The organism is Streptococcus mitis, from assembly GCF_002096735.1.
GTDB classification, from domain to species: domain Bacteria; phylum Bacillota; class Bacilli; order Lactobacillales; family Streptococcaceae; genus Streptococcus; species Streptococcus mitis_CZ.
In genome coordinates this window covers 59,414-84,783 of sequence record NZ_NCVC01000015.1, presented here as the reverse complement: position 1 = coordinate 84,783, position 25,370 = coordinate 59,414, and the positions used below count along the sequence as shown (strand labels likewise).

The following is a 25,370-nucleotide window of genomic DNA, read 5'->3' as shown; positions in this document are numbered from 1 at the left end:
GTTTAGAGGATTTTATCAGCTCTGTCCACTGTAAAGAGGGCCGCAGTCATGATGATATCGACGAGTAAGAGGGCAGCAACAGCTGGTACCCAAGAGTGGAAAAGGTCAAAACTGTAACCAAAGAGGGTTGGCCCAAAGGCTGCCAGGATATAGCCTCCTGTTTGAGATAGGCCGGACAATTGGGCTGTCTTTTCAGGGGCGCTTGTCTTGAGTGAAAAGTTGACCATGAGATAAGGGAAGAGGGCGCTGGTTGCGGTTCCGATGAGGATATGGATGGCAAGCCAGTAAAAGAAATTACCGACTGGGAAAAAGAGCATGGAAATACCGACTACACCAGCTAGTGAGACCAAAGTGAGCATGAGCTGACGGTTGCGAGTAGATAGGCTGGTTGTCAGGCTTGGGATGGTCATTGAAAAAGGAATGCTAATCAGAGAGAAGATAGACGTAAGCAAGCCAGCTTCGTGACTGGATAGGCCTGCATGGATAGCCATGGTCGGTAACCAAGTCATAGCAGTGTAAAAGAGCAGGGATTGAAAACCTGCAAAGACAATCACTGCCCAGACCTGTTTATTACGCATAACCTTTGTTTGGCTTTTTTGTTTGGTTTGTGGAGCTAGTCTGTGATTATAGCGGTGATTTGGGAGCCAGACCAAAAAAGTTGCTAGACAGAGCAAGGTGAGGAGGATGATAAGTCCTTTCCAAGAACTGGCTTGTGTAATGGGCACAGCTAGATAGGAAGCCAGAGCCGTCGCAATCCCCATCGAAGTCACATATAAGGTTGTGAGGAAACCAATTTTTTTAGGTTGATTTGCTTGGATAAGGCTAGGAAGTAGAACATTGATGACAGCGATACTGGCTCCGACCATCAAAGTTCCCATATATAAAAGAGGCAGGTTGAAGAGGCGAATCAGAGAGCCTATTGTTAAAAAAAAGAGGCTATAGGTGAAGAGATGTTCTAAGCCAATTTTCTGAGCCATTCGAGTAGAAAATAGTGAGAAGAGGGTAAACATGAGGAGAGGAAGGCTGGTCAAAACACCAAGTGAACTGACTTCTACTCCCAGACCTTGCGAAATATCCCCCAAAATAATGGGTAAAACAGTAAAAGGAGTCCGCAAGGAAACACCAATCAGGATAATACCTGGAACAAAAAAGAGTGATTGCTTTTTCATATAATACCTCTTCTAACTGATTTTAATAACAGCTTATTTTAAGGCTTTTTCACTATAATGTCAAGTAAGGTTTCTGGCTTTCAAGATAAAAATGGGAAAGTCTTGAAAATTATGATAAAATAGTGGAAGGAAATCTATACATTGGAGAAAAACTGTGTCTGAAAAGCAAAAAATCAGCGTATTGATGTCGGTCTATATCAAGGAAAATCCGACATTTTTAAAGGATGCTATTGAGAGTGTTCAAAATCAGACCCTGAAACCGAGCGAATTGGTTCTGGTTGAGGATGGGCCTTTGACACCTGAGCTCTATCAGGTATTAGACCAAGTGGAAGCCCAGTCTAATATTCCAGTGAAACGCTATCCTCTTGAGCATAATCAAGGTTTGGGTCTGGCTCTTCGACAGGGTGTTTTGCAGTGTCAGTACGATATCATCGCTCGTATGGATACGGATGATATAGCTGTTCCAGACCGTTTTGAGAAACAGGTTCAGCTAATGGAGAAGGACAAGCTCGACCTATTAGGTGGACATATTGCAGAGTTTATTGACAATCCTGATGAGATCGTTTCTTACCGTCGTGTTCCAACCCAGCATGCAGATATTGTAGCTTACCAAAGGATGAGAAGTGCCTTTAACCACATGACTGTCATGTTCAAGAAGGACATGGTTCTCAAGGCAGGCAACTATGAGGATGGCCTTTATATGGAGGATGACCTCCTCTGGCTCAATATGATTGCTGCAGGAGCTAAGACTGGAAATCTCGATCAAATCTTGTGTAAGGTTCGTGTTGGAGCAGGGATGTTTGAGCGTCGTGGGGGACTGCGTTACCTTAAACTCTATCGCCAGGCTCGTCAGCGCATGCTGAAGAGAGGGCAAATTTCTTACATGGAGTATGCCAAGAGTGTTGCCATTCAGATGATTGTTGCCCTTTGTCCCGGATTTGTCCGACAGTTTATTTTTATGAAACTGTTACGAAAAAGCAAGTAAAAGATTGTAGCAAATCATAAACTAGAGAAAAAGTGTTATAATAACAATATAACTATTCGGCTCTTTTAAGGAGGAGTAAATTTCTATGAATAAAAAACTCACAGATTATGTGATTGATCTGGTGGAAATTTTAAATAAACAACAAAAACAGGTTTTCTGGGGAATATTTGATATTTTGAGTATGGTGGTTTCCATCATTGTATCTTATATCTTATTCTACGGATTGATTAATCCAGCACCTGTTGACTACATCATCTACACGAGTTTGGCCTTCCTGTTCTATCAATTGATGATTGGATTTTGGGGATTGAACGCTAGTATCAGTCGTTACAGTAAGATTACGGATTTCATGAAAATCTTTTTTGGTGTGACTGCTAGCAGTATCTTGTCATATAGTATCTGCTATGCCTTCTTGCCTCTCTTCTCCATCCGTTTTATCGTGCTCTTTATCTTGTTGAGTACTTTCTTAATTTTATTGCCACGGATTACTTGGCAGTTAATCTACTCTAAACGCAAAAAGGGAAGTGGTGATGGAGAACACCGTCGGACTTTCTTGATTGGTGCCGGTGATGGTGGAGCTCTCTTTATGGATAGTTACCAACATCCAACTAGTGAATTAGAACTTGTCGGTATTTTGGATAAGGATGCGAAGAAAAAGGGCCAAAAACTTGGTGGAATTCCTGTTTTGGGTTCATATGATGATCTGCCTGAATTAGCCAAACGCCATCAAATCGAGCGTGTTATCGTTGCGATTCCGTCGCTTGACCCGTCAGAATATGAACGTATCTTGCAGATGTGTAATAAGCTGGGTGTCAAATGTTACAAGATGCCTAAGGTTGAAACCGTTGTTCAGGGACTTCACCAAGCAGGTGGAGGATTCCAGAAGATTGATATCACAGACCTTTTGGGCCGTCAGGAAATTCGTCTTGATGAATCGCGTCTGGGCGCAGAACTGACAGGTAAGACAATCTTGGTTACAGGTGCTGGTGGCTCAATCGGTTCTGAAATCTGTCGACAAGTTAGCCGTTTCAATCCTGAACGCATTGTTTTGCTCGGTCATGGGGAAAACTCAATCTACCTTGTTTATCATGAATTGATTCGCAAGTTCCAAGGGATTGATTATGTACCAGTTATTGCGGATATTCAAGACTATGACCGCTTGTTGCAAGTCTTTGAGCAGTACAAGCCAGCTATTGTTTATCATGCGGCTGCTCACAAGCACGTTCCTATGATGGAGCGCAATCCAAAAGAAGCCTTCAAAAACAATATTCGTGGAACTTATAATGTTGCTAAGGCTGTTGATGAAGCCAAAGTACCTAAGATGGTTATGATTTCGACAGATAAGGCGGTTAATCCACCAAATGTTATGGGAGCAACCAAGCGCGTGGCGGAGTTGATTGTCACTGGCTTTAACCAACGTAGCCAATCGACTTACTGTGCGGTTCGTTTTGGGAATGTTCTTGGTAGCCGTGGTAGTGTGATTCCGGTCTTTGAACGTCAGATTGCTGAAGGTGGGCCTGTAACGGTGACAGATTTCCGCATGACCCGTTACTTTATGACTATTCCAGAAGCTAGCCGTTTGGTTATTCACGCTGGTGCTTATGCCAAGGATGGAGAAGTCTTTATCCTTGATATGGGCAAACCAGTCAAGATTTATGACTTGGCCAAGAAAATGGTGCTTCTAAGTGGCCACACCGAAAGTGAAATTCCAATCGTTGAAGTTGGAATCCGCCCAGGCGAAAAACTTTACGAAGAACTCTTGGTATCAACCGAACTCGTTGACAATCAGGTTATGGATAAGATTTTCGTTGGTAAGGTTAATGTCATGCCTCTAGAAGCCATCGATCAAAAGATTGAAGAGTTCCGCACTCTTAGTGGAGATGAGTTGAAGCAAGCCATTATCGCCTTTGCCAATCAAACAACCCACGTTGAATAAAAAATCTTTAAAATCAGAAAAACGCATATTATCAGGTCTGAAGAACCTTGGTAATATGCGTTTTGTTATATAGAGACTTATACTCTTCGAAAATCTCTTCAAACCACGTCAACGTCGCCTTGCCGTATAGATGTTACTGACTTCGTCAGTTCTATCTACAACCTCAAAACGGTGTTTTGAGCAGTCTGCGGCTACTTTCCTAGTTTGCTCTTTGATTTTCATTGAGTATTACTTTATTTTCTTCTGAAATGGAGTTGTTGCCCAGTCTATGTTATTGAAAATACTCCAAAACTTCTATGGGTTTGTGAGCGATAAAATCAGGATGATAGTTTAGCAAGTCTGCTTGTTCTCCAAATCCCCAAGTGACGGCCAATTTCTGAATGCCTGTTTCTTGGGCTCCAAGCATATCAAACTTGGTATCACCGATGATGATGGCTTGTTCTGGTGCTAGTTGATGTGTTTGTAAGGCTTGGCGAATGACATCTGCCTTATGGGGTGCTTCAGGGCTGGAACCATAAATGCCATCAAAGAAATGATAGATTCCCAAGTTTTTAGTCATGTCTTGAGCGGTTGGAGTATTCTTTGTAGTGGTGATATAAAGAGGGTAATTGCTTGATAGCTCCTTAAGCAAGACTACAATCTGAGGAAAGAGTTGAGCTTCATGGATGCCTTTCTCCTTATAGTAAGAACGGTATATCTGAACTGCCTCAGAGATTAGTTCTTTGGGAAGGCAGGTCGCAAAACTACTTTCGAGGGGTGGTCCCATAAAACCACGAATCGTTTTGGTATCAGGACTAGGCACCCCCAGCTCCTTAAAGGTATGGGCAAAGGCATTGTGAATCCCGATAGAACTGTCAACGAGGGTTCCGTCCAGATCGAAAAAGATCGCTGTGATAGAGGTCATGGTTTCTCCTATTTGATAAACTTATTCTCCGAAAATTTCTTTTTGGAGGCGACGACCAGTAGGGGTGGCAGCGAGACCACCTTCAGCTGTTTCACGGAAGGCAGTTGGCATGCTTGCTCCTACTTGGTACATGGCATCGATAACTTCATCCACAGGAATTTTAGATTCGATACCTGCCAAGGCCATGTCTGCTGCGATGAAGGCAAAGCTAGCTCCCATAGCATTGCGCTTGACGCAGGGAACTTCGACCAAGCCGGCAACAGGGTCACAGATGAGGCCTAGCATATTTTTAATGACAAAGGCAATGGCCTGACTGGCCTGATAAGGTGTTCCACCGGCAGCTAGAGTCAAGGCTGCAGCACTCATAGCAGAGGCCGAACCAACCTCGGCCTGACAGCCACCTTCAGCCCCTGAGATAGAGGCATTGTTTGCGATGACTAGTCCAAAGGCACCAGCAGCAAAGAGGAAATCCAGCTGTTGCTCGTGGCTGAGGTCTAATTTTTCAATAGCAGCAGTGAGAACGGAAGGCAGACAGCCAGCACTTCCTGCGGTAGGAGTGGCACAAACCAAGCCCATTTTAGCATTGTGTTCATTGACTGCAATGGCATTTCGGGCAGCAGAGAGAATCGTGTAATCTGACAGAGTTTTTCCGTTTTTAATGTAGTGATCCAATTTGGCAGCATCTCCACCTGTCAGGCCACTACGAGATTTATTTTCATTGAGGCCAAGTTGGACAGAGGCTTTCATGACTTCCAGATTGCGTTCCATGAGAAGGAAGACTTCTTCACGTTCGCGACCGGTCAATTCAAACTCTGTTGTAATCATGAGTTCTGCGACATTTCCTTGAAAGTCTAGTTCTGCCTGCTCGACCAATTCTTTGATAGAATAAAACATGCTTCCTCCTATTTAAAGAAATTGACATTGTGAAGATGAGGGATTTTACGAATTTCTTCGATGGCCTCATCACAGTTGCGACTGTCGACTTCGATAATCATAATGGCTTTTTCACCAGCTTTTTCACGAGTAACATTCATCTGGGCGATATTGATACCATAGCGTGAAAGGGCTTCTGTTACGAGGGCAATCATACCTGGAATATCTTGATGAACGATGATGATAGTCGGTGTATTCATATTGAGAGAGACGGCAAAGCCATTGAGTTCGGTTACCTGAATATTTCCTCCACCGATAGAAATACCAGTCACACTGATGGTCTTGTGGGTATTTTTAACGGTAATTTTAGTGGTGTTTGGATGAGGAGCATTGCTGTCTTTCTGAATGGTCCAGACAATCTTAATGCCACGCTTGTGGGCAATTTCCAGGCTGTTTGGGATTTCGGGATCATCTGTATCCATGCCCAAAATACCTGCAACAAGGGCTAGGTCTGTTCCGTGACCACGATAGGTCTTGGCAAATGAGTTAAATAGTTGGAATTCGACTTCTGTCGGAGTATCATCAAAAATGGAAGAGACAATCTTCCCAATACGAACAGCACCAGCTGTATGGCTACTAGATGGGCCAATCATAACTGGTCCGATGATATCAAAGACAGATTGAAAACGAAGTGATTTCATCAGTTTCCCCTTATAAAAATTCTTATCTCTATTATATCAAAGAATGAAGGTCTTGGCTTTAATTGTGGATGAAAACCTTTTTACACTACAAATAGCATAAAAAAGCATCTTTTGTAACAAAAAATGGCTTATTTAGAGAAATAAAAAATAATTTTGTAATATTTCTACATAAAAGTGTCAAGAAACGGTAATATTTAAAGGGTATGATAGTACTATAGAAAGAAGGAGAATTTTCGAATATGAAATCAACAACTAAAAAGATTAAAACAACTCTTGCAGGAGTAGCTGCCTTGTTTGCAGTATTTGCTCCATCATTTGTATCTGCTCAAGAATCATCAACATACACTGTTAAAGAAGGCGACACACTTTCAGAAATCGCTGAAACTCACAACACAACTGTTGAGAAATTGGCAGAAAACAACCACATTGACAACATCCATATGATTTATGTTGGTCAAGAGTTGGTTATCGATGGTCCGGTAGCGCCTGCTGCAACACCAGCGCCAACTACTTATGCAGCACCAGCTGCTCAAGATGAAACTGTTTCAGCTCCAGCAGCAGAAACTACAGAAGTAGCAGAAGAAGCAGCTCCAGTGGCAAGCACACCTGCAGCAGAAGAAACTGTTGCTACAGCAGAAACTTCAGCACCAGCTGCAACTGTAAGCGGATCTGAAGCAGAAGCTAAAGAATGGATTGCACAAAAAGAATCAGGTGGTAGCTATACAGCTACAAACGGCCAATACATTGGACGTTACCAATTGACAGATTCATACTTGAACGGTGACTACTCAGCTGAAAACCAAGAACGTGTAGCAGATGCCTACGTTGCAGGACGTTACGGTTCATGGTCGGCCGCTAAAAACTTCTGGCTTAACAACGGCTGGTATTAAGAAATAACGAACAGAATAATTTGAAAAGGTCGAGGAAATCCCTCGACTTTTTTATATTTCTTTCGGTTGATAATAGATCTCCACTTCTTTTTTGAGAAAGGCTAGAATGGAAGTTTCATCGGTCAGCTCTAGAAGGGAGAACCCTTTTTGGATAAGTTTAGCATCATCCCTACAAATCCCAATACGGACATAGCAGATAGCAAGCATATCGTAGCTTTTCTTGTTCTTGGCATCCTCTAGTAAAGTATAGCAGATTTGTTGACACATGTTTCTGTCTTGATGATATAAGTAAATGGTGGAAAGGTTGAGTAGGATTGCCATTCGCAAGTCATATAAATGTTGGTAGTTTTTATAGACTTCCAAGCGTTGCAAGATTTTTTCAGTGATGAGATGGAGGTGTTCAATAGGAAAGCTGAAAAGGATGGTATTGAGGATTTTTAGGTCACTTTCATACCATGTATCTTGTTTTTCAATTTTTTCCCAAAGTTTTTTGACAGTTTGTTTCACTTGATCTGACAGTTTCTCTGTACCATGTTGACGGATATGAATGACAACTTCAAGCATATCCCTGATTTCTTCTATAGGCAGGTCGTGATGGGTCTTGAGATAGTTTTGGCATGTTTCAAAAAAATCAACTAGACCACTGCCACCAATGATGGAATTCATATTGAGATAAGTTTGCATGATTTCTGTCCGTTGGCTCGGCTGATAGAGATGGCAGATGTAGTCAAACTCTTCAAAACTCATATTAACCTGTCGGAGAAGAAATTCCATGTTTTCATATTTGGGAGTTACCTTGCCACTTTCAATCTTTGATAGGCTAGTTCTTGAAAGGACATCTCCGCAGACCTCTTCTTGGGTCAATCCTTTTGACTCACGTATTTCTTTATAGACCTTTCCGAAATCATAACGCATGATTGACTCCTTTTCGTGAAAAAAGTTAACAAATAATAAAATCCTATTAAAAATATTGTATCATAGTAATATAAAAAGTAGAAAATAAAACTAAAATAAGATTGGTATAATTTTAAAATGGGCTTAACAGTACTATGATGTAGCTAGAAAAGGGGGGATAAAATGTTTAAAAATAAGGAACTTTTTCGAGTAGTTATGATATTTGTGATAGGAATTATCCTAATTTTAATGACACCCGTCTTATTTAAAGTTGTGATGGAACTATTTTCAAAATAAATAGGCCTCTGCTTTATGTAGAGTCGTGAATCAGGAGGTTAAGTGATGAACTACAATTTAAAATATCTTTTATCAGGAATATTTGTCCTAGTCTTTATAGGTTTCCTAGTCTGGATGCGTTATCTTAATCAGAGGAAGGAAGAAGAGCATTCGGATGTGTCTTTTGAAGCGAGGTTAGATAGTGAGGTCAAGGCCTTATATAAACAACTAGAATTGGGTGAGGAGCCTCATTATTTCTTAGCCTATCGCTACCTACATCCCTGGTTTAATTTGGCGATTTTACCACCAACAGTTGAAATTTTCTTAACTAAAATAGCGCTGGTGATGGTGACTCCAGATGAACTGCTGATAAAAAATCTTGGGAATGGGATGACTTTCACAAGTGAGCACCATCGCGATTTGCGGCAAGGACTTATCCGCATTCCAAAATCAGAGATGAAAGAATTTGAGATTCGCAACTGGAAAAGAGTTTTTGTATTGGGCGATTTTTTGACAATTAAAACAAGCCAACATAGCTATTATTTGCAGGTCAGAGATGATGGACTTCAAAAGGGAAGTCTTTCCGCCAAACATTTCTCCGACTTGAAACGACAAGATTTTCTCGGATTATTGACAGATAAAAGGACATTCTGATAGACAATTGCCCCAAAAATGGAATCTCTGAATGTTCAACAATTCAAAAACCACACAGTATTCCATTCAATTTGATTATGTTCAAGATTGGAATGACAGTGTGGTTTTATTTAGAAGTTAGTTTTTGTTAGCCTTTTATATACTTTGTTCGATAAAAGACAATTAAATTAGTGATAGCCGATTGCTTACTGCTGACCGAATGATGTAACTCCGCCACCTAAACTAGCGAGATCATCACTGTTTATTGTGGGAACTTCAGCATTGTTACTATTGGTATTAGTTTCTGCTTGAGCTTCTGAAGTATTAGCTGCTTGATTTTGTGTACTTGCCACATCATTTCCGCTGCTGCCAGCACTATTAGATGAAGGTGGTTCGCTTGCAGGCGCTTGTGAACTGTATCTGCTCCCATTTGACTCAGTATAGGTTGGAGTGTAGCTCCCTCCTCCTGAAGAATAGGTTTCTCTTTCCCCCTCGCTACTAGTCGTTCCTGTTTCTTTTTTGTCAGTCTTTTGTCCTTCTTTTTTGGTCAAGACTTCAACTTGCTTTTGGAATTTAGAAATTAGTTCTTGGATGGGTTTTATTTTTTCATCAATAGTGGCTTGTTCGCTTGTGGAGTTAACACTTTTAATGATTTCTAGTATTTTTTGTAAGGAAGTGATGGCTGTTTCAAGTGTTTGTTTATCTTCAAACTGACTATCGGATTCCTTTATATCCATTTTTAAAGCTTTTTCGCTATAATGATTGGTGATTTTATCGGACGTAGTAGTAAGAAAGTCTGCTAATGTTTGCTTGCCTTCGTCAGTGTTTGGCTTCAATTCTTGAATTCTTTTCCAATCTTCTATAATTGTTTCAGAATCGATATTAAAATCTTTGATGGCTTTTTTTACTTGTTCGACATCTTGTTCATTTTTTTGCCGTTTGAAGAAAGCAATATTGCCTCTTTCTGTTAAGATGTTTTCTTGGTGAATGACTAGACCAATTAAAAGTCCAATACTTGCGACAATGATAATAGTAAAAATGGTATTTTTTGATTTTAGAATATCTTTGTAGTTTTTCACAATCGTTCTACGTACATGGATGGTAGTATCTTTAAGGGATCATGTACGTATTCCTCCTCAATATAGTATATCATTTTTAGTTTATTTTATAAATAAGATAATAAGCAGTAGAGGGATTAAGCTATAAATTACCCTCTTTTTAAACAATTATATATGTATTTACAAAGAGGTTGGTCGATTGACATCCTCTTTCTTGTCTTCTCCAACCAAGCATGTTATAATGAATACTGCTCAAGCGACCTTCAATCGTTAAGCACACACGACCTTCAATCGTGAATAAACGAATAGATGGGAGACTTACCATGAGTGAGAACTCTAAAACACGTGTTGTCGTAGGGATGAGTGGTGGTGTTGATTCGTCGGTGACAGCTCTTCTTCTCAAGGAGCAGGGCTACGATGTGATCGGTATCTTCATGAAGAACTGGGACGACACAGATGAAAACGGCGTCTGTACGGCGACCGAAGATTACAAGGATGTGGCTGCGGTAGCAGACCAGATCGGCATTCCTTACTACTCTGTCAATTTTGAAAAAGAGTACTGGGACAGCGTTTTTGAGTATTTCCTAGCGGAATACCGTGCAGGACGCACGCCAAATCCAGATGTTATGTGCAACAAGGAAATCAAGTTTAAGGCCTTTTTGGACTATGCCATGACCTTGGGGGCAGACTATGTAGCGACTGGGCATTATGCCCGAGTGGCGCGTGATGAGGATGGCATCGTTCACATGCTTCGTGGCGTGGACAATGGCAAGGATCAGACTTATTTCCTCAGCCAACTTTCGCAAGAACAACTTCAAAAAACCATGTTCCCACTAGGACATTTGGAAAAGCCAGAAGTTCGCAGACTAGCAGAAGAAGCAGGCCTTGCAACTGCTAAGAAGAAAGACTCGACAGGGATTTGCTTTATCGGAGAAAAGAACTTTAAAAATTTCCTCAGTAACTACCTGCCAGCTCAGCCTGGTCGCATGATGACTGTGGATGGTCGCGATATGGGCGAGCATGCTGGGCTTATGTACTATACGATTGGTCAGCGTGGTGGACTTGGTATCGGTGGGCAACACGGTGGTGACAATGCCCCTTGGTTCGTTGTCGGAAAAGACCTAAGCAAGAATATTCTCTATGTAGGACAAGGATTCTATCATGATTCGCTCATGTCAACCAGTCTAGAAGCCAGTCAAGTTCACTTTACTCGTGAGATGCCAGAGGAATTTACGATAGAATGTACGGCTAAATTCCGCTATCGTCAGCCTGATTCTAAGGTGACCGTCCATGTCAAAGGAGACAAGGCAGAGGTTATCTTTGCAGAACCGCAACGCGCCATCACACCAGGTCAGGCAGTTGTCTTTTACGACGGGGAAGAGTGTCTAGGTGGTGGTTTGATTGACAATGCCTACCGCGATGGACAAGTTTGTCAGTACATTTAGATTGACAAATTTTCTCAATTTGCTACAATAATAAAAGCAATAGAAATGATGGTCAAAGCTCATGGATGTTGCAGGCTTTTTTGTCCTGCACTTCTTTGGAGTTTTGACTGTTTTTGTGTCGTTTAAGGGAAAGGATAGGAGTGACTCAACAAGACTTTCGGACAAGAGTAGGAAATACGGTTTTTGGAGTTCGGGCGACAGCCTTGATTGTCCAAAATCGTAAGCTTCTAGTCACCAAAGATAAGGGCAAGTATTACACTATCGGTGGTGCGATCCAAGTTAACGAAAGAACGGAAGATGCGGTAGTCCGTGAAGTGAGGGAAGAATTGGGTGTCAAAGCTCAAGCTGGGCAACTAGCTTTAGTGGTTGAAAATCGTTTTGAACAGGACGGTGTTTCCTATCACAATATCGAGTTTCATTATCTGGTGGACTTGCTTGAAGATGCTCCATTGACCATGCAGGAAGATGAGAAAAGTCAGCCCTGTGAATGGATTGACATAGACAAGCTTGAGGGTATCAATCTAGTTCCAGCCTTTTTAAAAATAGCCCTACTCGATTGGGACGGCCAACTAAGACACATTCATCTTGAGGAATAGGAGAGAAACATGACTTATAATTTTACTGAAGAATACGATATTATTGTAATTGGTGCGGGACACGCTGGGGTAGAAGCATCCCTAGCAGCTAGCCGTATGGGCTGTAAGGTCTTGCTTGCGACTATCAACATTGAAATGCTGGCTTTCATGCCTTGTAACCCCTCTATCGGTGGTTCTGCCAAGGGAATTGTCGTGCGTGAAGTTGATGCCCTCGGTGGCGAGATGGCCAAAACCATTGACAAGACTTACATCCAGATGAAGATGCTCAACACAGGGAAGGGTCCAGCTGTCCGTGCCCTTCGTGCGCAGGCTGACAAGGAGCTTTACTCTAAGGAAATGCGCAAGACAGTTGAAAACCAAGAAAATCTGACCCTTCGTCAGACCATGATTGATGAGATTTTGGTTGAAGATGGCAAGGTTATCGGTGTTCGTACAGCTACCCATCAAGAATATGCTGCTAAGGCTGTTATCGTGACCACAGGGACTGCTCTCCGTGGGGAAATTATTATCGGAGACCTTAAGTATTCATCAGGTCCTAACCACAGCCTAGCTTCGATTAACCTAGCTGACAATCTCAAGGAACTGGGCCTCGAAATCGGTCGTTTCAAGACAGGAACCCCTCCACGTGTCAAGGCTTCTTCAATCAACTACGATGTGACCGAGATTCAGCCAGGAGACGAAGCGCCAAATCACTTCTCATATACTTCACGTGATGAGGACTATGTAAAGGACCAAGTGCCATGCTGGTTGACCTACACCAACGGTACAAGTCATGAGATTATCCAAAACAACCTCCACCGTGCGCCTATGTTTACAGGTGTGGTCAAGGGAGTGGGTCCTCGTTACTGTCCGTCGATTGAAGACAAGATTGTGCGCTTTGCGGACAAGGAACGCCACCAACTCTTCCTTGAGCCAGAAGGGCGCAATACTGAGGAAGTCTATGTCCAAGGCCTCTCAACCAGTTTACCTGAAGATGTGCAACGTGAACTTGTTCATTCTATCAAAGGTTTGGAAAATGCAGAGATGATGCGAACAGGTTATGCCATTGAGTATGACATGGTCTTGCCTCATCAGTTGCGTGCAACTCTGGAAACCAAGAAAATCTCAGGTCTTTTCACTGCTGGTCAGACCAATGGAACGTCAGGTTACGAAGAGGCAGCAGGCCAAGGGATTATCGCGGGTATCAATGCGGCTCTGAAAATCCAAGGTAAACCTGAGTTGATTTTAAAACGAAGTGACGGTTATATCGGAGTGATGATTGATGACTTGGTGACCAAGGGAACGATTGAGCCTTATCGCCTTTTGACCAGTCGTGCTGAATACCGTCTCATTCTTCGTCATGACAATGCCGATATGCGTTTGACTAAGATGGGGCGCGAGATTGGTCTTGTGGATGATGAACGCTGGGCTCGCTTTGAAATCAAGAAAAATCAATTTGAAAATGAGATGAGGCGCCTAGACAGCATCAAAATCAAGCCAGTCAAGGAAACCAATGCTAAGGTTGAGGAGATGGGCTTCAAACCGTTGACAGATGCGGTGACAGCCAAGGAATTCCTTCGCCGTCCAGAAGTTTCTTATCAAGATGTGGTGGCTTTTATCGGCCCAGCTGCTGAGGACTTGGATGACAAGATTATCGAATTGATTGAAACAGAAATCAAGTACGAAGGCTATATTTCCAAAGCCATGGATCAGGTTGCAAAGATGAAACGCATGGAAGAAAAACGCATTCCAGCCAATATTGACTGGGATGACATTGACTCTATCGCGACAGAAGCCCGTCAGAAGTTCAAACTCATCAATCCAGAAACCATCGGACAAGCCAGCCGTATTTCGGGAGTAAACCCAGCAGATATTTCTATTTTAATGGTGTATCTTGAAGGTAAAAATCGTAGTATTTCTAAAAATCAAGAAAAGAAAGCATAGAGAAAAACAGCTCCGAAGACGGGGCTGTTTTGTTGCTTTATTCTTCGTCTGGTGTGAGGATCATCGGGATGATAATCGGTTCACGTTCGGTATTTTCATAAAGGAAGGGGCGAATGGCGTTGACAATGGCACCATTGACAGATTGCACGCTGGCGTCCTTATTTTTCAGTGCGATACGAATTGCATTGAAGAGGATACGCTGGCTTTGGCGAATCAAGTCGCCAGACTCTCTCATGTAGACAAAGCCTCGGCTGAGGATATCTGGACCAGACAGAATCATTTGCGATTTGAAGTCAACAGTTGCGACTGCTAGAACGACACCGTCTTCAGATAGATCACGACGGTCTTTGAGGACAGCTGCACCGATTTCACCGATACGATTTCCATCGACATAGATGTCTTGGGCATTGAAATGGCCTGCGAGACGAGCTGAGTCAGCAGTAAGGGCAAGCACATCACCATTGCTCATGATAAAGATATTGTCCTTCTCGACACCAGTATCCACCGCTAGTCCAGCATGGACTTTCTGCATGCGGTATTCACCGTGGACAGGCATGAAGTATTTTGGCTTAATCAAGCGGAGCATAAGTTTTTGCTCTTGCTGACCACCGTGTCCAGATGTATGGATATTGTTCACTTTACCGTGGATAACTTCGACACCAGCTTCAGAAATGATGTTAATCAGCTTGTTGACGCTAGTCGTGTTTCCAGGGATTGGACTTGAAGAGAAGATAACCGTATCACCGGGTTGGAGTTGTACCTGACGGTGGGTTCCGTTGGCGATACGAGAGAGGGCTGCCATAGGTTCACCCTGACTACCTGTACAGAGGATCAGAATTTCTCCTGCAGGGTAGTCTTTGATTTCATTTGGCTCGATAAAGGTTCCCTTAGGAGCTTTGATGTAGCCAAGATCGATTCCGTTGACAATGGCCTTTTCCATAGAACGACCAAAGACCGCAATCTTACGTCCAGTCTTAACAGCGGCTTCTGTTGCTTGTTGGAGACGGAAGATATTTGAGGCAAAGGATGCAAATATGATACGTCCTTCAATGCCTTGGATAATCTTCATGATGGACTGGCCAACGACTTTTTCAGAGTTGGTAAAGGTTGGCACTTCTGCATTTGTTGAGTCAGAGAGGAGACAGAGAACACCTTCTTCACCAAGGGCTGCCATACGGTGCAAGTCCGCAGGTTCTCCAACTGGAGTAAAGTCGAACTTAAAGTCACCCGTACAGACGATTTTTCCTTGAGGAGTATGAATGACAATTCCCAAAGGCTCTGGAATAGAGTGAGTCGTTCTAAAGAAAGTTGCCTTGAGATTTTTAAAGGTCAACTCAGTATTATGGTTGATTTCGTAAAGTTTGGCGTTGCGCAGGAGGCCGTGTTCTTCGAGTTTCCCACGGATTAAAGCCAGGGCAAGCGGTCCAGCGTAGATAGGGACATTTGCTTGTTTGAGCAGGAATGGAATCCCACCGATGTGGTCTTCATGTCCGTGTGTAATCAAAACAGCCTTGACGCGGTCGATATTGTCCACGATGTAAGAGTAATCAGGGATAACGTAGTCGATACCCAGCAAGTCATCTTCTGGGAATTTAATCCCAGCATCGACGATGATAATCTCGTCTTGGTATTCAATTCCGTATGTGTTTTTCCCGATTTCTCCCAGACCACCGATGGCAAAAACGCCGACTTCTTCAGGTTTAAGAGTGTAGACCATATTAGAACTCCGTAATCTCGAAAGCGCCAGTTTCTTTTTCGTAATCTAGCAATTTGTCAGACAAGAGTTCGATGAATTCGATGTTGTACTCTGGGCGGTTTTCTTCGACAAGTTGGCGAGCAGCGATACGGCCCTCAAGTTCTGAGCTGGCATCGATGTCTAGGTAAAGTGAGCGTGTTGTTTCACGACGTGGGCTACGTTCTTTTGTTTCTTGATAAAAAACTTTGTAAATCATATAGTTCCTTTCTATTTACAGGTCAGCTTATTCCAAACTTTTAGCAGAGATTTGCTTGATTTCATTCCATTTTGTGTCTAGATTGACCTTGATTCGTTACAATTATTTCAATTATACCACAAAATGAAAAATTAGTAAAAGACGGAAACGAGAAAGTCACAGGACGATTTCTTTGGTAATCGTTTGCAAAAATAAAGAAAATATGTTATTTTGATAATGGAAATGAGTTTTATTGTTTGTCATAATTCCATATAGATTTTAAGTCAAGGAGGTTGCCCTATGTATAACTTATTTGCTTTTGCTATCGGAGCTCGCTTGGTAGCTTTTATTGTTTTTGTTGCTTGTGTTTATGCGGGGAATCTTCTATTTGCCAAACTGGAACGACGACAAACCAAGTTCTTGTGGAAAATTACCTTTGTGACTCTCTACTCGCTTTTTCTCCTCCTCCTAACCTATGTCGTTTGGTTTGTATTTTACTTTGGATTAAATGCTTAAATGCCCTGCTCATGCTGGGCATTTTTGTTTGGGAATAAAGAAAATTCCCATGTGCCAGCTTTTGTAGTATAATAGTAAGCAGACCAAAAGATAGGAATGTGTTATGAAAGTATTAGCTTTTGATACGTCCAGCAAGGCTCTTTCTCTCGCTATTTTAGAGGACAAGCAGGTTCTTGCCGAGACGACTATTAATATTAAGAAGAATCACAGTATTACCCTCATGCCTGCCATCGATTTTTTGATGGCGAGTTTGGATTGGACGCCCAAAGATTTGGACCGAATCGTGGTAGCGGAAGGGCCAGGTAGCTACACAGGTTTGCGAATTGCGGTAGCAACTGCCAAAACCCTTGCTCATACTCTTAACATCGAGTTAGTTGGTATGTCTAGCCTCTTGGCTCTGGTGCCCTACCAACAAGAAGGCTTGTTCGTTCCTTTGATGGATGCGCGTCGCAACAATGTTTATGCAGGATTTTATGAAAATGCTAAGTCTGTCATGCCAGAAGCGCACTTACCCTTTGAGCGAGTGATTGAGTTAATCAAGGGGGCTAGTCAGGTAACCTTTGTCGGAGAAGTTGGCCCCTTTGTGGAGCAGATTCAAGAACATTTGCCAAGGACTAATTACAAAGAAACCTTACCTAATGCAGCTAATCTAGCTCTATGGGCCTGGGACAAGGAAGCAGACTCCTTGCATGATTTTGTGCCGAATTACCTCAAACGAGTCGAGGCTGAGGAAAACTGGCTCAAGAACCATACCGAGTCTGGCGAGTCTTACATTAAACGCCTATGATAGAGATCAAACGAATCCAACAGCAGCCTGACTTGGCTCAAGCCATCTACGCTGTTATGGCAGCTGTTTACCTAGTCAGTCCTTGGATGCTGGAACAAATCCAAGCAGACCTGTCCCAAGACCAGACTTGGTATGCTCTGGCTTATGATGGGGCAGAAGTGATTGGCTTTCTAGCTGTGCAGGAAAATATCTTTGAGGCAGAAGTCCTGCAAATCGCTGTTAAAGGAGCCTATCAGGGTCAGGGGATTGCCTCGACCTTGTTTGCTCAATTGCCGACAGACAAGGAGATTTTTCTCGAAGTTAGAAAGTCAAATCAAAGAGCGCAAGCATTTTACAAGAAAGAAAAGATGGCAGTCATCGCTGAGCGAAAGGCCTACTACCATGACCCAGTCGAGGACGCCATCATCATGAAGAGAGAAATAGATGAAGGATAGATATATTTTAGCATTTGAGACATCCTGTGATGAGACCAGTGTCGCTGTCTTAAAAAAAGACGACCAGCTCTTGTCCAATGTCATTGCTAGTCAAATCGAGAGCCACAAACGTTTTGGGGGCGTAGTGCCAGAAGTAGCTAGTCGTCACCATGTCGAGGTCATTACAGCCTGTATCGAGGAGGCTCTAGCAGAAGCAGGAATTACCGAAGAGGACGTAACAGCTGTGGCGGTTACCTATGGACCGGGCTTGGTCGGAGCCTTACTAGTTGGTTTGTCAGCTGCCAAGGCTTTTGCTTGGGCACATGGGCTTCCGCTGATTCCCGTTAACCACATGGCTGGCCACCTCATGGCCGCTCAGAGTGTGGAGCCTTTGGAGTTTCCCTTGCTAGCCCTCTTGGTTAGCGGTGGGCACACAGAGTTGGTTTATGTTTCGGAGGCTGGTGACTACAAGATTGTTGGGGAAACGCGAGATGACGCGGTTGGTGAGGCCTATGATAAGGTTGGCCGTGTCATGGGTTTGACCTATCCTGCTGGTCGTGAGATTGACGAGCTAGCTCATCAGGGACAGGATATTTATGATTTCCCTCGTGCCATGATTAAGGAAGATAATCTGGAGTTTTCATTCTCAGGTTTGAAATCGGCCTTTATCAATCTTCACCACAATGCCGAGCAAAAGGGAGAAAGCTTGTCCACAGAGGATTTGTGTGCTTCCTTTCAAGCAGCTGTCTTGGATATTCTTATGGCAAAAACCAAGAAGGCCTTGGGAAAATACCCTGTTAAAACCCTGGTTGTGGCAGGTGGCGTGGCAGCCAATAAAGGTCTCAGAGAACGCCTAGCGGCCGAAATCACAGATGTCAAGGTCATCATCCCACCACTGCGTCTTTGTGGAGACAATGCAGGAATGATTGCCTATGCCAGCGTCAGCGAGTGGAACAAAGAAAATTTTGCAAACTTGGATCTCAATGCCAAACCAAGTCTCGCTTTTGATACCATGGAATAAAATGGAGTCTGTCTGATTACAATCAGCAGACTTTTTTCTCTTCTATGAATGTGTTATAATAGTCCATGCTGTGGCTGGAGCTTGTTCAGCCCACCTATTAAGACAATATGAGGAGAAAGATGAAAGAAAAAGGATTTTGGGAGGGGGCGCAGGCAGCCATGCCAACGGCCCTTGGTTATGTCAGTATTGGCTTGGCCTGTGGGATTATTGGTGCGCCCTATGTGACACCTGTTGAGATGGGCTTGATGAGCCTCTTTGTTTATGCTGGGAGCGCCCAGTTTGCTATGCTGGCCTTGATTGCGGTTCAAGCACCTGTAGCGGCTATTGCTATGACGGTCTTTTTGATTAATTTGCGTCTCTTTTTGTTGAGCTTGCATGCGTCAACCTATTTCCGTCATACCAGCCTCTGGCAAAATATCGGTATGTCTAGTCTCTTGACGGATGAGACCTATGGCGTTTTGATGGGCGAGTTAGCCCATGCAGACAAGGTCCATCCGATGTGGATGCACGGAAATAATCTTAACAGCTATGTGGCTTGGTTTGTGGGAACAGTAGTCGGAACGGCTCTGGGTGGTCTGCTGCCAAATCCAGAAATCTTTGGCTTGGATTTTGCCCTGGTTGGGATGTTTATTGGTATTTTTGCTTCGCAATTTCAGATTATGCAAAGACGGATTCCTGTCCGCAATCTGCTCATTATCCTAGCAGTTGTTGCGGTGTCCTTCTTTTTGCTCTTGACAGTGGTGTCTCAGTCACTAGCTGTTCTGTTTGCGACGCTACTTGGTTGTACAATGGGGGTGGTTTTAGATGGTCAGTAAGTATCTTTTATTAGCAGTTATTTTCTCTGGCTTGGTGACTTGGATTCCCCGTATGATTCCCTTCATCTTAGTCAAGTATAAGGGCCTGCCTGCGATCGTTGAGCGTTTTTTGAAGTTCTTGCCTGTTTCTATTATCTTTGCCTTGATTCTTTCAAGCGTAGTGACAGGTAAGGTTGGGAGCCTTCCTCAAATTAAATTGCTAGACTTCTTAGCCGTCTTTCCAACAGCTTGGGTAGCCTTTCGCTACCGCAATCTAGTCGGAACAGTTCTCTTTGGAGTGGTCTTAATTGCACTCTTGCGTTTGGTCTTTTAATACTCTTCGAAAATCAAATTCAAACCACGTCAGCGTCGCCTTACCGTACTCAAGTACAGCTTGCGGCTAGCTTCCTAGTTTGCTCTTTGATTTTCATTGAGTATAAATCAGCCATAAAGAAAACCTATCACAGAGATAGATATCATATAATGGCGTAAATGCTCTTTTTCTGTTAAGATTATAAGGTATTCTATTTTGGAGGAAATGACATGAAAAAAATCGTTAAATACTCATCTCTTGCTGCCTTAGGACTTGTTGCTGCAGGTGTGCTAGCAGCTTGCTCAGGTGGTGCTAAGAAAGAAGGAGAATCAGCTAGCAAGAAAGAAATTATCGTTGCAACTAATGCTACACCAAAACCATTCAACTATGAAGAAAATGGCGAATTGACTGGTTACGAGATTGAAGTGGTTCGCGCTATCTTTAAAGACTCTGACAAATATGATGTCAAGTTTGAGAAGACAGAGTGGTCAGGTGTCTTTGCAGGACTTGATGCTGACCGTTACAATATGGCTGTTGCCAACATCAGCTACACTAAAGAACGTGCTGAAAAATACCTTTATGCAGCTCCAACTGCTAAAAACCCTAACGTTCTTGTAGTGAAAAAAGATGACCCTAGCATCAAATCGCTTGATGATATCGGTGGAAAATCAACAGAAGTTGTTCAAGGGACAACATCTGCTAAACAGCTAGAAGACTACAACAAACAACATTCAGATAATCCAACTGTCCTAAAGTATACTAAAGCGGACTTCCAACAAATCATGGGACGCTTGAGCGATGGCCAGTTTGACTACAAGATTTTTGATAAAATCGGTGTTGAAACAGTCATCAAGGACCAAGGTTTGGACAACTTGAAAGTTATTGAACTTCCAAGCGACCAACAACCTTACGTTTACCCACTTCTTGCTAAAGGTCAAGATGAGTTGAAAACATTTGTAGACAAACGTATCCAAGAACTCTACAAAGATGGAACGCTTGAAAAATTGTCTAAACAATTCTTCGGAGGCACTTATCTACCAGCAGAAGCTGATATTAAATAATTTCTTGAAATCATCCATTCTGAGTAGATGGGTGATTTCTCAGTTTTTAGGGATATAGTTTTAAACTATATATCTGACTATCTAATAACAATTTGTGAAATCAAACAAATTGTGAGATACTAGTACGGTATTATTTTTAAAGGAGATAGAATCATGAAAATCAAAAAATGGCTTGGTGTAGCAGCCCTTGCTACAGTCGCAGGTTTGGCTCTTGCAGCTTGCGGAAACTCAGAAAAGAAAGCAGACAATGCAACAACTATCAAAATCGCAACGGTTAACCGTAGCGGTTCTGAAGAAGCTCGTTGGGATAAAGTTCAAGAATTGGTTAAAAAAGACGGAATTACCTTGGAATTTACAGAGTTCACAGACTACTCACAACCAAACAAGGCAACTGCTGATGGCGAAGTAGATTTGAACGCTTTCCAACACTACAACTTCTTGAACAACTGGAACAAAGAAAACGGGAAAGACCTTGTAGCGATTGCTGATACTTACATCTCTCCAATCCGCCTTTACTCAGGTTTGAATGGAAGTGACAACAAGTACACTAAAGTAGAAGACATCCCAGCAAACGGAGAAATCGCTGTACCGAACGATGCTACAAACGAAAGCCGTGCGCTTTACTTGCTTCAATCAGCTGGCTTGATTAAATTGGACGTTTCAGGAACTGCTCTTGCAACAGTTGCTAACATCAAAGAAAATCCAAAGAACTTGAAAATCACTGAATTGGATGCTAGCCAAACAGCTCGTTCATTGTCATCAGTTGATGCTGCCGTTGTAAACAATACCTTCGTTACAGAAGCAAAATTGGACTACAAGAAAGCACTTTTCAAAGAACAAGCTGATGAAAATTCAAAACAATGGTACAACATCATCGTTGCGAAAAAAGATTGGGAAACATCACCTAAGGCTGATGCTATCAAGAAAGTGATCGCAGCTTACCACACAGATGACGTGAAAAAAGTTATCGAAGAGACATCAGACGGTTTGGATCAACCAGTTTGGTAATAAGAAACAGGGAGGTGGGAGAGAAAATTCCACCTCTTGCTTTTGTATAGAGCATGGATTGTCAGGAAGAGTAGTTCATAGAAAGGTAGAGAGAAAATGGTTTTTCCTAGTGAACAAGAACAGATTGAAAAATTTGAAAAGGATCATGTAGCCCAGCATTATTTTGAGGTTTTGCGTACCTTGATTTCTAAGAAATCAGTCTTTGCCCAACAGGTGGGTCTCAAAGAAGTTGCCAACTATCTGGGTGAGATTTTCAAGCGTGTTGGGGCTGAAGTGGAGATTGATGAGACTTACACGGCGCCTTTTGTCATGGCACATTTCAAGAGTTCGCGTCCAGATGCCAAGACCTTGATTTTCTATAACCACTATGACACTGTACCAGCTGATGGGGATCAGGTCTGGACAGAGGATCCTTTTACGCTTTCGGTGCGCAATGGCTTCATATATGGGCGTGGGGTTGATGACGACAAGGGTCATATCACAGCTCGTTTGAGTGCTTTGAGAAAATACATGCAGCACCACGATGACCTGCCTGTCAATATCAGTTTTATCATGGAGGGAGCGGAGGAATCCGCTTCGACAGACCTAGATAAGTATCTGGAAAAGCACGCTGATAAACTCCGTGGCGCAGATTTGTTAGTTTGGGAACAAGGGACCAAGAATGCCTTGGAGCAGTTAGAAATTTCTGGTGGAAATAAAGGAATTGTGACCTTTGATGCCAAGGTAAAAAGTGCGGATGTGGATATCCACTCTAGTTATGGAGGAGTTGTGGAATCAGCTCCTTGGTACCTCCTTCAAGCCCTACAGTCACTTCGTGCCGCAGATGGCCGTATCTTGGTTGAAGGTTTGTACGAAGAAGTTCAAGAACCAAATGAACGAGAATTGGCCTTGGTGGACACCTACGCTCAACGCAATCCAGGGGAAATCAGCCAGATTTATGGTTTGGAATTACCTCTCTTACAAGAGGAACGCGCTGCCTTTCTAAAACGTTTCTTTTTTGAACCGGCCCTTAATATCGAAGGGATTCAGTCAGGTTATCAAGGACAAGGAGTCAAAACGATTTTGCCAGCAGAAGCCAGTGCTAAGCTAGAGGTTCGTTTGGTTCCTGGTCTAGAACCGCATGATGTTCTGGAAAAAATTCGGAAACAGCTAGACAAAAATGGCTTTGATAAGGTAGAATTATACTATACCTTGGGAGAGATGAGCTATCGAAGCGATATGAGCGCACCAGCCATTCTCAATGTGATCGAGTTGGCCAAGAAATTCTATCCACAGGGCGTTTCAGTCTTGCCGACGACAGCTGGGACAGGGCCTATGCATACGGTATTTGACGCCCTAGAGGTGCCAATGGTGGCCTTCGGTCTAGGAAATGCCAATAGTCGAGACCACGGTGGAGATGAAAACGTACGAATCGCCGATTACTACACCCATATTGAATTAGTAGAGGAGCTGATTAGAAGCTATGAGTAGAGATATTATCAAGTTAGATCAGATCGATGTGACTTTTCATCAAAAGAAGAGAACCATCACAGCGGTCAAGGATGTGACTATTCACATCCAAGAAGGGGATATCTACGGAATCGTTGGATATTCTGGAGCAGGGAAATCAACCCTTGTTCGGGTGATTAACCTCTTGCAAAAACCATCTGCAGGGAAAATTACCATTGACGATGATGTGATTTTTGATGGCAAGGTGACTTTGACGGCCGAGCAGTTGCGTCGTAAACGTCAGGATATCGGAATGATTTTCCAGCACTTTAACCTCATGAGCCAAAAGACAGCAGAGGAAAATGTAGCCTTTGCCCTTAAACACTCTGGACTCAGCAAGGAAGAAAAGAAGGCTAAAGTAGCTAAGTTGTTGGACTTGGTTGGCTTGGCGGACCGTGCTGAAAACTACCCTTCACAACTATCTGGAGGGCAAAAACAGCGTGTGGCCATTGCGCGTGCCTTGGCAAATGATCCAAAAATCTTGATTTCAGATGAGTCAACTTCTGCCCTTGACCCTAAGACAACCAAGCAGATTTTGGCTTTGTTGCAAGATTTGAACCAAAAATTAGGCTTGACCGTTGTCTTGATTACGCATGAAATGCAGATTGTCAAAGACATTGCTAACCGTGTAGCCGTTATGCAAGATGGTCGCTTGATTGAAGAAGGTAGCGTTCTTGAAATCTTCTCAGATCCTAAGCAACCTTTGACTCAAGACTTTATCTCGACTGCGACAGGTATTGACGAAGCTATGGTCAAGATCGAGAAACAAGAAATCGTAGAGCACTTATCTGACAATAGTATTCTGGTACAACTCAAGTATGCAGGAGCTTCTACAGATGAGCCACTTTTAAATGAATTGTATAAGCACTACCAAGTAACAGCAAATATTCTCTATGGAAACATCGAAATTCTCGATGGTACTCCTGTTGGTGAGCTTGTGGTGGTCTTATCGGGTGAAAAAGTAGCCTTGGCAAGCGCTCAAGAGGCCATCCGTCAGGCAGGTGTGCAACTAAAAGTATTGAAGGGAGGACAGTAAAATGACAGAGTTGATTCAAACTTATCTACCAAATGTCTATAAAATGGGCTGGTCTGGTCAAGCTGGCTGGGGGACAGCTATCTACTTGACTCTTTATATGACAGTTCTTTCTTTCATTATCGGAGGTTTCTTGGGGCTAGTGGCAGGTCTTTTCCTTGTCTTGACAGCGCCAGGTGGTGTCTTGGAAAATAAGGTCGTTTTTTGGATTTTGGATAAGATTACCTCTATTTTCCGTGCGGTACCATTTATCATTCTCTTGGCAGTCTTGTCACCCTTCTCCCATCTAATCGTAGGGACAAGCATTGGTCCAAATGCGGCTATCGTACCGCTATCTTTTGCAGTCTTTGCCTTCTTTGCCCGTCAAGTACAAGTGGTATTGGCTGAGCTAGATGGTGGTGTCATTGAGGCAGCTCAAGCGAGCGGAGCGACCTTCTGGGACATCGTGGGAGTTTACCTATCCGAAGGTCTTCCAGATTTGATCCGTGTAACGACTGTAACCTTGATTTCACTAGTCGGTGAAACAGCCATGGCAGGTGCGGTTGGAGCAGGTGGTATCGGTAACGTAGCCATCGCCTATGGATTTAACCGCTACAATCACGATGTGACTATTCTTGCGACCCTCATCATTATTTTGATTATCTTTGCGATCCAATTCTTGGGAGATTTCTTGACCAAAAAATTGAGCCATAAATAAAGAGAATTAGGCAATCTGTACATCA

At 42.9% G+C, this 25,370-nt stretch carries 26 protein-coding genes; 18 read left to right on the top strand and 8 right to left on the bottom strand.

Annotated elements, in window-relative coordinates; genetic code table 11:
- Window positions 1–2: 2 nt before the first annotated feature.
- Complete coding sequence (locus tag B7703_RS04805; RefSeq protein ID WP_084923836.1) at window positions 3–1,169, bottom strand: CynX/NimT family MFS transporter; 1,167 nt, start codon at window positions 1,167–1,169, stop codon at window positions 3–5.
- Window positions 1,170–1,323: 154 nt separating this feature from the next.
- On the opposite strand from B7703_RS04805, the gene B7703_RS04800 reads away from it, so the two are divergent.
- Both B7703_RS04800 and B7703_RS04795 read left to right on the top strand, forming a co-directional pair.
- Complete coding sequence (locus tag B7703_RS04800; protein WP_084923834.1) at window positions 1,324–2,154, top strand: glycosyltransferase; 831 nt, start codon at window positions 1,324–1,326, stop codon at window positions 2,152–2,154.
- Window positions 2,155–2,239: 85 nt separating this feature from the next.
- Entirely contained in the window at window positions 2,240–4,090 is a 1,851-nt protein-coding gene (locus tag B7703_RS04795) for a polysaccharide biosynthesis protein (RefSeq protein WP_084923833.1), read from the top strand.
- A gap of 271 nt (window positions 4,091–4,361) precedes the next feature.
- Here B7703_RS04795 and B7703_RS04785 read toward each other — a convergent pair whose 3' ends face one another.
- Genes B7703_RS04785 through sdaAB form a run of 3 tightly spaced genes read right to left on the bottom strand, consistent with a single transcriptional unit; the run spans window position 4,362 to window position 6,568 of the window.
- The gene (locus B7703_RS04785) at window positions 4,362–4,994 is read right to left on the bottom strand and encodes an HAD hydrolase-like protein (protein ID WP_023948212.1); all 633 of its coding nucleotides are present in this window, start codon (window positions 4,992–4,994) and stop codon (window positions 4,362–4,364) included.
- Window positions 4,995–5,015: 21 nt separating this feature from the next.
- Window positions 5,016–5,888 carry an L-serine ammonia-lyase, iron-sulfur-dependent, subunit alpha gene (sdaAA, locus tag B7703_RS04780; protein WP_000500050.1) on the bottom strand — a complete coding sequence of 291 codons (873 nt, stop codon included), beginning with the start codon at window positions 5,886–5,888 and terminating at the stop codon, window positions 5,016–5,018.
- 8 nt (window positions 5,889–5,896) lie between these two features.
- Window positions 5,897–6,568: an L-serine ammonia-lyase, iron-sulfur-dependent subunit beta gene (gene sdaAB, locus B7703_RS04775; RefSeq protein WP_020899976.1), complete on the bottom strand. Its 672-nt coding sequence runs from the start codon at window positions 6,566–6,568 to the stop codon at window positions 5,897–5,899.
- A 239-nt stretch (window positions 6,569–6,807) separates the two neighbouring features.
- On the opposite strand from sdaAB, the gene apf reads away from it, so the two are divergent.
- Window positions 6,808–7,458: an aggregation-promoting factor gene (gene apf, locus B7703_RS04770; protein WP_020902660.1), complete on the top strand. Its 651-nt coding sequence runs from the start codon at window positions 6,808–6,810 to the stop codon at window positions 7,456–7,458.
- A 51-nt stretch (window positions 7,459–7,509) separates the two neighbouring features.
- Here the strand turns inward: apf and B7703_RS04765 are convergent, their stop codons facing one another.
- The gene (locus B7703_RS04765; RefSeq protein ID WP_001268144.1) at window positions 7,510–8,373 is read right to left on the bottom strand and encodes a helix-turn-helix domain-containing protein; all 864 of its coding nucleotides are present in this window, start codon (window positions 8,371–8,373) and stop codon (window positions 7,510–7,512) included.
- A gap of 321 nt (window positions 8,374–8,694) precedes the next feature.
- On the opposite strand from B7703_RS04765, the gene B7703_RS04760 reads away from it, so the two are divergent.
- Window positions 8,695–9,282, top strand: a complete 588-nt coding sequence (locus B7703_RS04760; RefSeq protein WP_033685617.1) for a hypothetical protein — start codon at window positions 8,695–8,697, stop codon at window positions 9,280–9,282.
- A 185-nt stretch (window positions 9,283–9,467) separates the two neighbouring features.
- Here B7703_RS04760 and B7703_RS04755 read toward each other — a convergent pair whose 3' ends face one another.
- Window positions 9,468–10,340 (bottom strand): hypothetical protein, encoded by an 873-nt coding sequence (locus B7703_RS04755; RefSeq protein ID WP_000800788.1) that lies wholly within the window; start codon window positions 10,338–10,340, stop codon window positions 9,468–9,470.
- A gap of 302 nt (window positions 10,341–10,642) precedes the next feature.
- Here B7703_RS04755 and mnmA point away from each other — a divergent pair, with 302 nt between their 5' ends.
- The 3 genes from mnmA to mnmG all read left to right on the top strand — a co-directional run bounded on the left by mnmA (window position 10,643) and on the right by mnmG (window position 14,283).
- Window positions 10,643–11,764, top strand: coding sequence for a tRNA 2-thiouridine(34) synthase MnmA (gene mnmA, locus B7703_RS04750; protein WP_084862715.1), 1,122 nt, complete (start codon window positions 10,643–10,645; stop codon window positions 11,762–11,764).
- A gap of 140 nt (window positions 11,765–11,904) precedes the next feature.
- Entirely contained in the window at window positions 11,905–12,360 is a 456-nt protein-coding gene (locus tag B7703_RS04745) for an NUDIX hydrolase (protein ID WP_192851963.1), read from the top strand.
- 9 nt (window positions 12,361–12,369) lie between these two features.
- Window positions 12,370–14,283, top strand: a complete 1,914-nt coding sequence (gene mnmG, locus B7703_RS04740) for a tRNA uridine-5-carboxymethylaminomethyl(34) synthesis enzyme MnmG (protein ID WP_084923829.1) — start codon at window positions 12,370–12,372, stop codon at window positions 14,281–14,283.
- 37 nt (window positions 14,284–14,320) lie between these two features.
- Here mnmG and rnjA read toward each other — a convergent pair whose 3' ends face one another.
- Window positions 14,321–16,000, bottom strand: a complete 1,680-nt coding sequence (rnjA, locus tag B7703_RS04735; protein WP_084923828.1) for a ribonuclease J1 — start codon at window positions 15,998–16,000, stop codon at window positions 14,321–14,323.
- 1 nt (window position 16,001) lies between these two features.
- On the bottom strand, window positions 16,002–16,235 hold the full coding sequence (locus B7703_RS04730) for a DNA-dependent RNA polymerase subunit epsilon (protein WP_000639585.1): 234 nt from the start codon (window positions 16,233–16,235) through the stop codon (window positions 16,002–16,004).
- A 279-nt stretch (window positions 16,236–16,514) separates the two neighbouring features.
- Here B7703_RS04730 and B7703_RS04725 point away from each other — a divergent pair, with 279 nt between their 5' ends.
- The 11 genes from B7703_RS04725 to B7703_RS04675 all read left to right on the top strand — a co-directional run bounded on the left by B7703_RS04725 (window position 16,515) and on the right by B7703_RS04675 (window position 25,345).
- The gene (locus B7703_RS04725) at window positions 16,515–16,730 is read left to right on the top strand and encodes a hypothetical protein (RefSeq protein WP_020902665.1); all 216 of its coding nucleotides are present in this window, start codon (window positions 16,515–16,517) and stop codon (window positions 16,728–16,730) included.
- 103 nt (window positions 16,731–16,833) lie between these two features.
- The gene (tsaB, locus tag B7703_RS04720; protein WP_084923826.1) at window positions 16,834–17,517 is read left to right on the top strand and encodes a tRNA (adenosine(37)-N6)-threonylcarbamoyltransferase complex dimerization subunit type 1 TsaB; all 684 of its coding nucleotides are present in this window, start codon (window positions 16,834–16,836) and stop codon (window positions 17,515–17,517) included.
- Window positions 17,514–17,951, top strand: coding sequence for a ribosomal protein S18-alanine N-acetyltransferase (rimI, locus tag B7703_RS04715; protein WP_084923825.1), 438 nt, complete (start codon window positions 17,514–17,516; stop codon window positions 17,949–17,951). Before tsaB ends, rimI begins: the two co-directional genes overlap by 4 nt.
- Window positions 17,941–18,951 (top strand): tRNA (adenosine(37)-N6)-threonylcarbamoyltransferase complex transferase subunit TsaD, encoded by a 1,011-nt coding sequence (gene tsaD, locus B7703_RS04710; RefSeq protein ID WP_000655020.1) that lies wholly within the window; start codon window positions 17,941–17,943, stop codon window positions 18,949–18,951. Before rimI ends, tsaD begins: the two co-directional genes overlap by 11 nt.
- 119 nt (window positions 18,952–19,070) lie before the next feature.
- Window positions 19,071–19,766, top strand: a complete 696-nt coding sequence (locus B7703_RS04705; protein WP_084865160.1) for an AzlC family ABC transporter permease — start codon at window positions 19,071–19,073, stop codon at window positions 19,764–19,766.
- Window positions 19,756–20,079, top strand: a complete 324-nt coding sequence (locus B7703_RS04700) for an AzlD domain-containing protein (protein WP_049515534.1) — start codon at window positions 19,756–19,758, stop codon at window positions 20,077–20,079. Before B7703_RS04705 ends, B7703_RS04700 begins: the two co-directional genes overlap by 11 nt.
- Window positions 20,080–20,288: 209 nt before the next feature.
- Window positions 20,289–21,119, top strand: a complete 831-nt coding sequence (locus B7703_RS04695) for an amino acid ABC transporter substrate-binding protein (protein ID WP_084923823.1) — start codon at window positions 20,289–20,291, stop codon at window positions 21,117–21,119.
- Window positions 21,120–21,272: 153 nt separating this feature from the next.
- Window positions 21,273–22,127, top strand: a complete 855-nt coding sequence (locus tag B7703_RS04690) for a MetQ/NlpA family ABC transporter substrate-binding protein (RefSeq protein WP_023948487.1) — start codon at window positions 21,273–21,275, stop codon at window positions 22,125–22,127.
- Window positions 22,128–22,223: 96 nt separating this feature from the next.
- A complete protein-coding gene (locus B7703_RS04685; protein WP_084923821.1) occupies window positions 22,224–23,597 on the top strand; it encodes a M20 family metallopeptidase in 1,374 nt (457 codons plus the stop codon).
- On the top strand, window positions 23,590–24,651 hold the full coding sequence (locus B7703_RS04680) for a methionine ABC transporter ATP-binding protein (protein WP_084923820.1): 1,062 nt from the start codon (window positions 23,590–23,592) through the stop codon (window positions 24,649–24,651). Before B7703_RS04685 ends, B7703_RS04680 begins: the two co-directional genes overlap by 8 nt.
- 1 nt (window position 24,652) lies before the next feature.
- Window positions 24,653–25,345: a methionine ABC transporter permease gene (locus B7703_RS04675; protein ID WP_084923818.1), complete on the top strand. Its 693-nt coding sequence runs from the start codon at window positions 24,653–24,655 to the stop codon at window positions 25,343–25,345.
- Window positions 25,346–25,370 lie beyond the last annotated feature (25 nt).

Bases quoted from the DNA above. Each gene is read 5' to 3' on its own strand.
- B7703_RS04805 (WP_084923836.1), bottom strand. From the start codon at position 1,169: ATGAAAAAGCAATCACTCTTTTTTGTTCCAGGTATTATCCTGATTGGT.
- B7703_RS04795 (WP_084923833.1), top strand. From the start codon at position 2,240: ATGAATAAAAAACTCACAGATTATGTGATTGATCTGGTGGAAATTTTA.
- B7703_RS04785 (WP_023948212.1), bottom strand. From the start codon at position 4,994: ATGACCTCTATCACAGCGATCTTTTTCGATCTGGACGGAACCCTCGTT.
- sdaAA (WP_000500050.1), bottom strand. From the start codon at position 5,888: ATGTTTTATTCTATCAAAGAATTGGTCGAGCAGGCAGAACTAGACTTT.
- sdaAB (WP_020899976.1), bottom strand. From the start codon at position 6,568: ATGAAATCACTTCGTTTTCAATCTGTCTTTGATATCATCGGACCAGTT.
- apf (WP_020902660.1), top strand. From the start codon at position 6,808: ATGAAATCAACAACTAAAAAGATTAAAACAACTCTTGCAGGAGTAGCT.
- B7703_RS04765 (WP_001268144.1), bottom strand. From the start codon at position 8,373: ATGCGTTATGATTTCGGAAAGGTCTATAAAGAAATACGTGAGTCAAAA.
- B7703_RS04760 (WP_033685617.1), top strand. From the start codon at position 8,695: ATGAACTACAATTTAAAATATCTTTTATCAGGAATATTTGTCCTAGTC.
- mnmA (WP_084862715.1), top strand. From the start codon at position 10,643: ATGAGTGAGAACTCTAAAACACGTGTTGTCGTAGGGATGAGTGGTGGT.
- mnmG (WP_084923829.1), top strand. From the start codon at position 12,370: ATGACTTATAATTTTACTGAAGAATACGATATTATTGTAATTGGTGCG.
- rnjA (WP_084923828.1), bottom strand. From the start codon at position 16,000: ATGGTCTACACTCTTAAACCTGAAGAAGTCGGCGTTTTTGCCATCGGT.
- B7703_RS04730 (WP_000639585.1), bottom strand. From the start codon at position 16,235: ATGATTTACAAAGTTTTTTATCAAGAAACAAAAGAACGTAGCCCACGT.
- B7703_RS04725 (WP_020902665.1), top strand. From the start codon at position 16,515: ATGTATAACTTATTTGCTTTTGCTATCGGAGCTCGCTTGGTAGCTTTT.
- tsaB (WP_084923826.1), top strand. From the start codon at position 16,834: ATGAAAGTATTAGCTTTTGATACGTCCAGCAAGGCTCTTTCTCTCGCT.
- rimI (WP_084923825.1), top strand. From the start codon at position 17,514: ATGATAGAGATCAAACGAATCCAACAGCAGCCTGACTTGGCTCAAGCC.
- tsaD (WP_000655020.1), top strand. From the start codon at position 17,941: ATGAAGGATAGATATATTTTAGCATTTGAGACATCCTGTGATGAGACC.
- B7703_RS04705 (WP_084865160.1), top strand. From the start codon at position 19,071: ATGAAAGAAAAAGGATTTTGGGAGGGGGCGCAGGCAGCCATGCCAACG.
- B7703_RS04700 (WP_049515534.1), top strand. From the start codon at position 19,756: ATGGTCAGTAAGTATCTTTTATTAGCAGTTATTTTCTCTGGCTTGGTG.
- B7703_RS04695 (WP_084923823.1), top strand. From the start codon at position 20,289: ATGAAAAAAATCGTTAAATACTCATCTCTTGCTGCCTTAGGACTTGTT.
- B7703_RS04690 (WP_023948487.1), top strand. From the start codon at position 21,273: ATGAAAATCAAAAAATGGCTTGGTGTAGCAGCCCTTGCTACAGTCGCA.
- B7703_RS04685 (WP_084923821.1), top strand. From the start codon at position 22,224: ATGGTTTTTCCTAGTGAACAAGAACAGATTGAAAAATTTGAAAAGGAT.
- B7703_RS04680 (WP_084923820.1), top strand. From the start codon at position 23,590: ATGAGTAGAGATATTATCAAGTTAGATCAGATCGATGTGACTTTTCAT.
- B7703_RS04675 (WP_084923818.1), top strand. From the start codon at position 24,653: ATGACAGAGTTGATTCAAACTTATCTACCAAATGTCTATAAAATGGGC.